Here is an 8,957-nt window from a genome sequence, read left to right as displayed (position 1 = left end):
GCCGCGGGCGGACCTGATCCGCCCGCACGCAACCCCAACCGAACATCGCCCGGGCGCCCGCGCCCGGCCGATGCCGTGAACTTACTTGATGCGATACATCACGGTCGCATGCGGCTCCAGCGCCACCTTGATCGACCCATCACCCTTGGCATCCGTGTGCGCCCAGAGGTCGCGCATGGTGTAGCTGCCACCGGCCTTGAGGCCGATCTCGGCAGGCGCCACCGTCACGTCCTTCGCCGCATCGCCTTCGTTGAAGACGGCCACGGCACGCCCGCCATCCTTGAGCGGCTTGACGATCACATGGATCCCGTCGGCATCGCGCACCTGCTTGCCCTGGACACCCAGCGGATCCTGGTCGATGGCGATCACATCCTTGTTGAGAAGGATCTTCAACGCCTCCGGCTTGATCGTCCGCAGGTCGGTGCCGATGAGCAACGGCGAGGCCATGATCGACCACAGGCTGAAGTGGCTGCGGTACTCGACATCCGTCATGCCGCCGTTGCCCACTTCGAGCATGTCAGGGTCGTTCCAGTGACCAAGCCGGGCGTATTTATCGAGAACGACGTTCTCCTTGAAGATCTTCAGCATCGAGGCGTACGTATCGGTGATATCGCCCGTGGTACGCCACGAACCCGCATCGACCGGCGGCTTGCTCGCCCAGAGCCAGGGCTTGTTCTCGCCCCACTCGCACATGCTGAAGAAGATCTGCCGGCCGCTGTTGCGCAGCGCATTGGCCATGTCCGTATAGCGCTTGTGCGCATCGAGCTTCTGGTTGTTGCAGTTGTCGTACTTCAGGTAATCGACTTTCCACGAGGCGAAGCTCTTCGCATCGTCCTTTTCGTGGCCGAGGCCACCCGGGAAGCCGCGATCCTCCTGGAGCGGCTCGCACGTCGACGTACCGGCGCTGGAGTACAGGCCGAACTTCAGCCCACGCTGGTGGATGTAGTCGGCAAGCGCGGCGATGCCGCTCGGGAAGCGCTTCGGATTGGGCTGGAGGTGCCCATCCTTGTCGCGCTGCCAGTTGGCCCAGCAATCATCGATGTTGACGTAGCGGTAGCCGGCGTCCTTTAGCCCGAGGCTGATGAACTTGTCGGCGATGCCGCGGATCATGGCTTCATCGAATTCCGGACGGCAGTGCGTCGAGTTCCAGTTGTTGAAGCCCATCTGCGGTAGCAGGTCGGCGGTGTCGGCGGCTTTCGCAGGCGCGGTAGCGACACCCACGGCGCACATCAGCGTGCCGAGAGCCACGCCCCGGAGAAGGCTGGGAAGGCTTTCACTCATCATGGAACCTCGTTTCTTCAGCAAGGAAAGTCGCACCATCAGAACGTACCCCGGAAGCCCACCGTGTAGACGGTGCCGTCGGCTTCCGCGTACAGGAAGCGGTTGCGGTAGACCGAGTAGTCGTACAGATGCTCATGGGTCAGGTTCGTGCCCGAGACGAAGACCGACACGAACTTGTTCACCTGGTAGCTCGCACTCAGGTCCAGCTGGCCGTAGGCGCTACGCGTGGCCGGCTGGGCGCCGCCGCCGTACGAGATGCTCTCGAGGTATTTGCCACGCCAGTTGTAAGCGGCGCGCACCTGCACGGGGCCCTTCTCGTAATACAAGCTGGCGTTGGCCGAGTCGCCGATGCCGGGGACGGCGAACTTGCCGGAAGCGGCGATCACACCCGGGCTCAGCGACGTGCTGCTCTTCACATGGGTGTAGTTCAGCGCGACGCCCAGGCCGTCGAACGGATCGGGCAGCACGTTCTTGAACTGGTAGTTGAAGGTCAGCTCTTCGCCGTAGATGTTCGACGAGTTCAGGTTCACCGGCTGCGTGAGCGACCAGGTCAGGGGCTGCCCGCTGTTGTGGTCGGTCAGGAACTGCACCGGCGAGCTGACCAGCGTGCTGAAGTTGCTGACCTTCTTGTAGAAGCCTTCCAGCGCGATATAGCTGGCGTCATCGATGTACCACTCCAGGCCCATGTCGTAGTTCCGCGAGGAATACGGCTGGAGCTGCGGATTACCGCGCGAAATGGTCAGCGAGTTCGGGCGTACGCCGTAGCTCGTGTTGTAGTAGAGGTTGCTGAGCTGCGGCGGCGTCAGGGTCTTGGAAAGCGAGAAACGGTAGACCAGGTTATCCAGCAGGCTCCACTTGAAGTTCATCGACGGCAACCACTTGTGGTAACCGCCATCCGCCGACTGCGGCGCCAGCGGGCCATACGACACCTGGGCATTGCTGGTGTCGTTCGGGTCGACGTAGTACGTGACCGGTGGCTGGTTCACTGCCGTGGACGTCGACGCGACGTGGAGGTAACGCACGCCCACGTCGACCGCCCAGGGCATGTTCCACGCGGTGCCTTCGAAGAGCGCCTTGGCGAAGAACGCCTTCTGGTCCTCACCCACATTGTTGTAGCTACCGGGGTTGGGCGCGGCATCCAGGGTGCCACCGTTCGCAGCCAGGCCGGCAAGCAGGGCGTTGCGCTTGTCGTCCGGAAGCTGGTTGTACGCCGCCGGCGACGCCAGCCAGGCCAGGTACGCGCGCGGGTCGTACTGGATCCACTCCGACGGAGCCCCCGGCGACGACACGCCATGGACTTTCGACGGCGCTTCGTAGACATACGCACCGACCGCTTCCGGCGGCACGTTGAGGGAATAGCCGCAGTAGGCGTTGCAGAGGATACCGTTCGGCGTTCCCCAGCTGTCGGACTTCATCCACTGCTTGGTGTACTGCACGCCCGCCTGCAACCGCGTGAGCGTGCCGTCGAAGGCCTTGTCCAGCTTGAGCTGGTAGTTGTTCACCTTGTTGGTGATGTTGTTGCCCGAACCTGCGTTACAGCAGTGTGCCGCAAGGTTAGACATGTCGGTGGTCGACAGGATGTTCGAGTAGCTCGGCGGCTCGCTGTTACCGCCGTTGGTCCAGGTGGGATTGGTGCCGAAGTTCTTTGCACCGATCACGAGGAAGTAACCGTTCGGGCTTTCCTTGTTCCAGGCCTTGGAGCTGGACACGTCCAGGCTCAGCTTGGTGTCCTGGTCGATATCGAAGCCCAGGTTCAGGCCGTTCTGGTAGCTCTTTTCGTAGCTGGGCGCGTAGGACATGACGTAGTCGTTCGCCATGACGTTGGGACCGGAGCTATTGCGTACGAAGTTGAGCGCGGTGCCATTCGGATCCAGCGTCATCGACTGGATATCGCCCGTGTTGCCGTACTCGCCGAATTCATGCTCGAGGCCGTCGACCTTGTAGCTCGAGAACAGCGTGTCGAACTGCACGGTCAGTTGGTCGATCGGCTTCCAGTCGATGGCGCCGCTGACGCCCTTGCGGGTGCGAGTCTCGTCCAGCACGTTGGTGGCCAGGGTCTCCGGCACCGCGACGCCGGTGTACGTCGGCACCGTCTGGTCCGGCGAGGTCTTGATGCTCTGGTCCGCGTACCAGGAGTTGGCCTGCGTATTGAGCTGGGTATCCTTGCGCTTGTAGTACGTGGCGTTGGCCATCCAGCCGAACGTGTGGTCCGAGTTCGTCCAGCCGAGCAGGCCCGAGGCCTTGGGCGTGGTCTTGCCCTTCCAGGAACCGGTCAGGTTGCTGTTGACGCCCGCCCCGCTCCACGCGCCGTGGTAGCCGCTGAAGTCGAGCGGCCGCGCGGTCTGGATATCCACGACGCCGCCGATGTCGACTTCGGAGATATCCGCCGACGAGGTCTTGTTGACCTGGGCGACGCTGATGATTTCGGAAGGCAGCACGTCGAAGTTGAACGCGCGCGAGCCCGAGGCCGTGGCCATGGGGCGGCCGTTGATCGTGACGGCGACGAAATCCGGGCCGAAGCCGCGGATGGCGATCTGGCTGGATTCACCACCGCTACGGTTCACCGAGACGCCCGGTACGCGCTGCAGCGCGTCGGCCACGTTCGGATCCGGGAACTTGCCCGCCTCTTCGGCGGAGATCGAGTCGACGACGTTGACGGCGTCCTGCTTGATCGCCTGCGCGCGCTGGAGCGCCGCGAGCTGGCCGGTGACGGCGACAGCGCCGAGCTCCGTGACCTTCTTCTCATCCTCGGCCGTGGTGCCGGGTTTCGCCGGCTTCGCCGGTTTGGCGGGTTTCGCCTGCGGCGCGGGCGCTGCCGCGCCGGTCGATGCTGCATCGGGCGTGGCCGCCGCCTGGGCGAAGCCCGGCGCGCCGTAACCCATCATCCAGACAACACCCGTTGCTACGAGCGAACGCCGCACGGCGACCGCAAGCTTCGTCAACTGCATGGTTACCCTCCCCAACACTGTGGAAAACCCCAATGAGCACACGTGGCTTGCTAACCGACGCACATCGGACCCGTCCCCCGAGACGGAACCTTGAAGCTTGATGTTCCCCGTCATCCCACAACACCTGACAGAGCCGCCAGCTGCTACCGCGCATTTGTAGTACTTATTAATCGTTGCCCAAATTCGGCTTTCCCAACAAGCTGCGGCGCAACATGACAAGTCCGCGACAGGGGTCTACATTCATTTGTCTTACAAATCGATTCGGCAGGGGCGTCGGCGAACGATGGGGACGGGCGGAGATCCGCGGAGGGATCCAGCAGGCCGGCGGCACTTCCTGAAACTGACCTGCGCTACGGCGGCCGTGCTGCCGTGGCTAGCGCTGCCCCGCTTTGCCGAGGGCAAGCCCGTGGTGCGCCCTGCGGGGGCCTTGCCCGCCACACTGGGCACGCACATCCTTTGGTACGACACGCCCGCCGCGGAATCCAACGTGCTGCGTGAAGCGCTGCCTGTCGGCAATGGACGCCTCGGCGCGCTGGTCGGCGGCGACCCCGCAGCCTCGTTCCTCTACCTCACCGACGCCTCGATGTGGCTGGGCACGGGCGATGTCGTGCTTGGTGGGGACGGCCAGTTCGACTACACCACCGGGCACTTCGGCAGCCTGGTGATGCTGGCGAAGCTGTACCTGTCGATTCCGGGACACGATGCGGCCCACATCACCGATTACCGTCGCGAGCTGTACCTTGAACAGGGCTATCTTCGCGTGTCCTAACGGAAGGACGGCATCGGGTACAACTGGAACGTTTTCGCCAGCCACCCCGACGACATGATCGCCATCCAGTTGTCCCAGACGGGTGGTGGCAGCTACAGCGGCTCGCTCGCGTTGCACGGCATGCATGGCGACACGTCGCACGCCGGAGGTCTGCCGGAGCCCCTTCACGCCGCGACGTGCCACTTCGAAGGGGCGCTGCCGAACGGCCTGAAGTACGCGGCGAATGTGCTGGCGTTGGGCGGTTCCGGTGAGGTTCGCAGCGATGCCAACGGGCTTCGTTTTGCGAACTGCGACACACTTTCGATCATCGTCTGCGGCGGAACGAACTACACGCCGGAGTCGGCGAAGCACTTCATGGATTCGTCGCTGGATCCCCTGGTGCTCGCGACCCGGAAGACCCTCGTCGCGGCCGGGCAGACGCCGGCCACGCTTCTTCACACCCACGTGGCCGACTACCGGTCGCTCTTCGATACCATGCGTGTCGACCTTGGCCCGTCGACGAAGGCGCAGCGCGCGATGGATACGTGGACCCGCCTCAAGGCGCGCGCGGCTGCCGGGGCCGCACCGGATCCTGAACTCGAGGCCACGTATCTGCAGTATGGCCGCTATCTCACGATCGCCGGCTCCCGCGACAGCCTGCCCACCGGGCTGCAAGGCCTTTGGCTCGAGAGCAACATCTCGCCGTGGATGGCCGATTACCACAACGACATCAATATCCAGATGAACTACTGGCTGCCCGATCGTGCCGGGCTGCCGTCTTGCTTCGAACCGTTCACGGATTACTGCATCAGCCAGGTCGATGCCTGGACCACTGCAACCCGGGAGCATTTCAACGATCCGCGCAGCAGCTACCGCAACAGCTCCGGAAAGATCGCCGGCTGGACCGTCGGTATCTCGACGAATATTTACGGCGGTGGCGGCTGGCGCTGGCACCCGGCTGGGAATGCCTGGCTGTGCAACAACCTGTGGCAGCACTACCAGTACACGCTGGACCGGGCCTATCTCGCGCGCGTCTATCCCTTGATGAAGGGGGCTTGCGAGTTCTGGGAATCGCGCCTGCTGGAAGTCAGCGTGAAGGACCCTGCGACGGCTCAAACGAGCAAGGTCCTGGTCGACGATGCCGACTGGTCCCCCGAGCACGGCCCGACCGATGCCAGGGGGAATACATATTCGCAGGAATGGGTCTGGGACCTGTTCGAGAACTACCGCCAGGCCAGCGCCCTGCTCGGCAAGGACCGCGACTACGCCGCGACGATCACGCAGCTGCAGGCTCGGCTCTACCTCCCGCAGGTCAGCCCCAAAACCGGTTGGCTGGAAGAGTGGATGACGCCGGACGACCTTGGCGAACACGAGCACCGGCACCTGTCGCCGCTCGTGGGTTTCTTCCCCGGCGACCGTATCCGCGCCGAAAGTAGCCCGCCGGCACTGATCGAAAGCGTAACCCGCCTCCTCGAAGCACGCGGCACGGGCGGCTACGGCTGGGCATGCGCCTGGCGCGCCATGTGCTGGGCTCGGCTAGGTAACGCGGCGAAAGCCTACGACTTGATCGTCACCAACCTGACGCCGTCCGAGCACCTGACCAACGGCACCGCGAAGAACCTCTTCGACATGTACAACCTGGACGCGAAGAACGACGCCTTCCAGATCGACGCGAACTTTGGCACGCCCACGGCCATGCTGGAAATGTTGATGTCCTCACGCCCCGGGGAGATAACGCTTCTCCCTGCACTGCCAACGGCATGGGCGGCATCGGGAACGGTTACCGGCATGGCTGCGCGTGGTGGATTCCAGGTCGACCTGTCGTGGAAACAGGGCAAGGTCACGTCGGTGACGGTACGCAGCGTGGGCGGCGAACAGACTGTGTTGAAGGCCGGGACATGGACCAGGCCCGTCAGGCTTGGATCCGGGGAATCGATCACGCTGACGCCATGATCCGGCCGGCCGGGCGCTCCGGGCGCGGCGATCAAACCTTCAATGGCGTTACCATGGGCGGCCTGCCCCACCCCTTCCCGGAGCCACCCCATGAACGTTTCCATCGCCCCCGGCGTCGAAGTCGGTAACCGCCTGCCCTTCGTGCTCTTTGGCGGCATCAACGTGCTGGAGGACATGGATTCGACGCTCAATGCGGCGGCTCACTATGTCGCCGTGACCCGGAAGCTGGGCATCCCCTACGTCTTCAAGGCCAGCTTCGACAAGGCCAACCGCTCCTCGATCCATTCCTACCGCGGTGTGGGCCTGGAAGAAGGGATGCGCATCTTCGAGAAGGTGAAGGCCGAATTTGGTATCCCGGTCATTACCGACGTCCACGAGATCTTCCAGGCGCCGATCGTCGCTGAAGTGGTCGACGTGCTGCAGATCCCCGCGTTCCTGGCTCGCCAGACCGACCTGGTCGAGGCGATCGCGAAGACGGGCCGTGCCGTGAACATCAAGAAGCCGCAGTTCATGAGCCCGACGCAGATGAAGCACGTGACGGACAAGATCAAGGAAGCCGGCAACGAGCGGATCATCCTCTGCGAGCGCGGCGCCCAGTTCGGCTACGACAACCTCGTGGTCGACATGCTCGGTTTCCGCGAGATGATCGAAGCGACCGGCGGTTACCCGGCCATTTTCGACGTGACCCACAGCCTGCAGCGTCGTGATTCCGGCAGCGAGGCCAGCGGTGGCCGCCGTCGCCAGGTCGTTGAACTGGCGCGTGCCGGCATGGCCGTGGGCATCGGCGGCCTGTTCCTCGAGGCCCATGCCGATCCGGACAACGCCCGCTGTGACGGCCCTAGCGCGCTACCCCTGGCCGCGCTCGAACCCTTCCTGGCCCAGATCAAGGCACTGGATGAGCTGGTGAAGGGCTTCGCACCGCTCGACATTCGCTAAGCCGCAAGGCGATCGGGGCTGACCTAAGCGTGCCAGCTGATATGCGTGCCAATAATGGCCCATAGGCTGGCGGCGGCAGCGAAAAGCCCGCCGGCGAGAACGACCATGCCCCATATCCTTTCCTTCCAGCGCCCGAGATCACGCACGCTGCCAGCGAGGTTCACGACCTCGCTGTCCAGCTTGGCAATGGCGCAATCGAGGCCATCGAACTTCTGATCGTGACGGGCCAGCGTTCCCATGATCTGGACCAACATCGTGTCGACGCTCATCTGGCTGCCCGCGGTGAGCGATGCGCCCGACGGCGAATGACCCGCGGTGCCCATGACCGGCTGGGAATGTCGTACTTTCGGGCTCATCTACCTTCTCCATTGGGGCGGATTGCACGGCGCACATCCACGCGTGAGGAAAGTAAAGCAGGAGGCATCCCACGTATGTAGGCGAATGACGCGGCCTGGTGCCATCCCTTCATCGATCTGCTAAAGAACCATCACGACCTTCCCGATCGCGTGACGGCTCTCGAGGAATTCATGTGCCCTTGCGCCCTCGTATAGAGGGAAACTCGCTGCGATCGTTGGCCTGAGCGAACCGTCACGAATCTGGTCAAACAGAGCCGCGGCGCGCTCGCGCCGAATCGTTGCGCTGGTCAGCACGTTCCACAGATCGCCGCCCGTCAGCGTGAGGGAGCGATCCATCAGGGTCCGCGGATCCACGAAGTCCGGATCACCCGCAGCCATCCCGTAGAACACTACCGTCCCGCCCGTGCGAGTGGCCGCGAGGCTCTCGCCCAGCGTGCGCCCCACGGAATCATAGACAACGTCGACGCCATGACCTTGCGTCGCTTCGTGCACACGCTTTACCAGATGATCGTAGCCGAGGACGACATCGGCGCCCGCCTTGCGCGCGGCCTCGCGCTTCTCCTCCGACGAAGCGATGCCAATCACCCGAACGCCTTTCGCGCGAAGCATCTGCACGAGCAACAAGCCCACGCCTCCGGCCGCCGCATGAACCAGTGCGACCTGCCCCGCTTTCGGCTGCGAACTGTCCGTGACCAGATACTGCGCCGTCAGCCCCTGCAGCAGCACGGCCGCGGC

Annotated in this window: 7 protein-coding genes; 3 read left to right on the top strand and 4 right to left on the bottom strand. The window is 63.8% G+C overall.

Annotation, left to right across the window (positions count from 1 at the left end):
* Window positions 1-81: 81 nt before the first annotated feature.
* Together ACTHLF_RS02505 and ACTHLF_RS02500 are read right to left on the bottom strand one after the other, a co-directional pair.
* Entirely contained in the window at window positions 82-1,284 is a 1,203-nt protein-coding gene (locus ACTHLF_RS02505) for a glycoside hydrolase family 27 protein (protein ID WP_440324565.1), read from the bottom strand.
* 35 nt (window positions 1,285-1,319) lie between these two features.
* On the bottom strand, window positions 1,320-4,229 hold the full coding sequence (locus tag ACTHLF_RS02500; RefSeq protein WP_440324563.1) for a TonB-dependent receptor: 2,910 nt from the start codon (window positions 4,227-4,229) through the stop codon (window positions 1,320-1,322).
* A 361-nt stretch (window positions 4,230-4,590) separates the two neighbouring features.
* Here ACTHLF_RS02500 and ACTHLF_RS02495 point away from each other — a divergent pair, with 361 nt between their 5' ends.
* The 3 genes from ACTHLF_RS02495 to kdsA all read left to right on the top strand — a co-directional run bounded on the left by ACTHLF_RS02495 (window position 4,591) and on the right by kdsA (window position 7,866).
* Window positions 4,591-4,998, top strand: coding sequence for a glycoside hydrolase N-terminal domain-containing protein (locus tag ACTHLF_RS02495; RefSeq protein WP_440324561.1), 408 nt, complete (start codon window positions 4,591-4,593; stop codon window positions 4,996-4,998).
* A gap of 54 nt (window positions 4,999-5,052) precedes the next feature.
* On the top strand, window positions 5,053-6,930 hold the full coding sequence (locus ACTHLF_RS02490) for a glycosyl hydrolase family 95 catalytic domain-containing protein (protein ID WP_440324559.1): 1,878 nt from the start codon (window positions 5,053-5,055) through the stop codon (window positions 6,928-6,930).
* Window positions 6,931-7,020: 90 nt separating this feature from the next.
* Window positions 7,021-7,866, top strand: a complete 846-nt coding sequence (gene kdsA, locus ACTHLF_RS02485; protein WP_440324557.1) for a 3-deoxy-8-phosphooctulonate synthase — start codon at window positions 7,021-7,023, stop codon at window positions 7,864-7,866.
* 23 nt (window positions 7,867-7,889) lie between these two features.
* Here the strand turns inward: kdsA and ACTHLF_RS02480 are convergent, their stop codons facing one another.
* Complete coding sequence (locus tag ACTHLF_RS02480) at window positions 7,890-8,222, bottom strand: hypothetical protein (protein WP_440324555.1); 333 nt, start codon at window positions 8,220-8,222, stop codon at window positions 7,890-7,892.
* Between the two features lie 120 nt (window positions 8,223-8,342).
* The coding region (locus ACTHLF_RS02475) for a zinc-binding dehydrogenase (RefSeq protein ID WP_440324553.1) at window positions 8,343-8,957 on the bottom strand (615 nt) is incomplete at its 5' end.

Origin of the sequence: Luteibacter sp., from assembly GCF_051958795.1 — a bacterium.
Classification (GTDB): domain Bacteria; phylum Pseudomonadota; class Gammaproteobacteria; order Xanthomonadales; family Rhodanobacteraceae; genus Luteibacter.
Note: the sequence above shows the minus strand (reverse complement) of the source record. Positions and strands in the feature narration are given on the sequence as shown.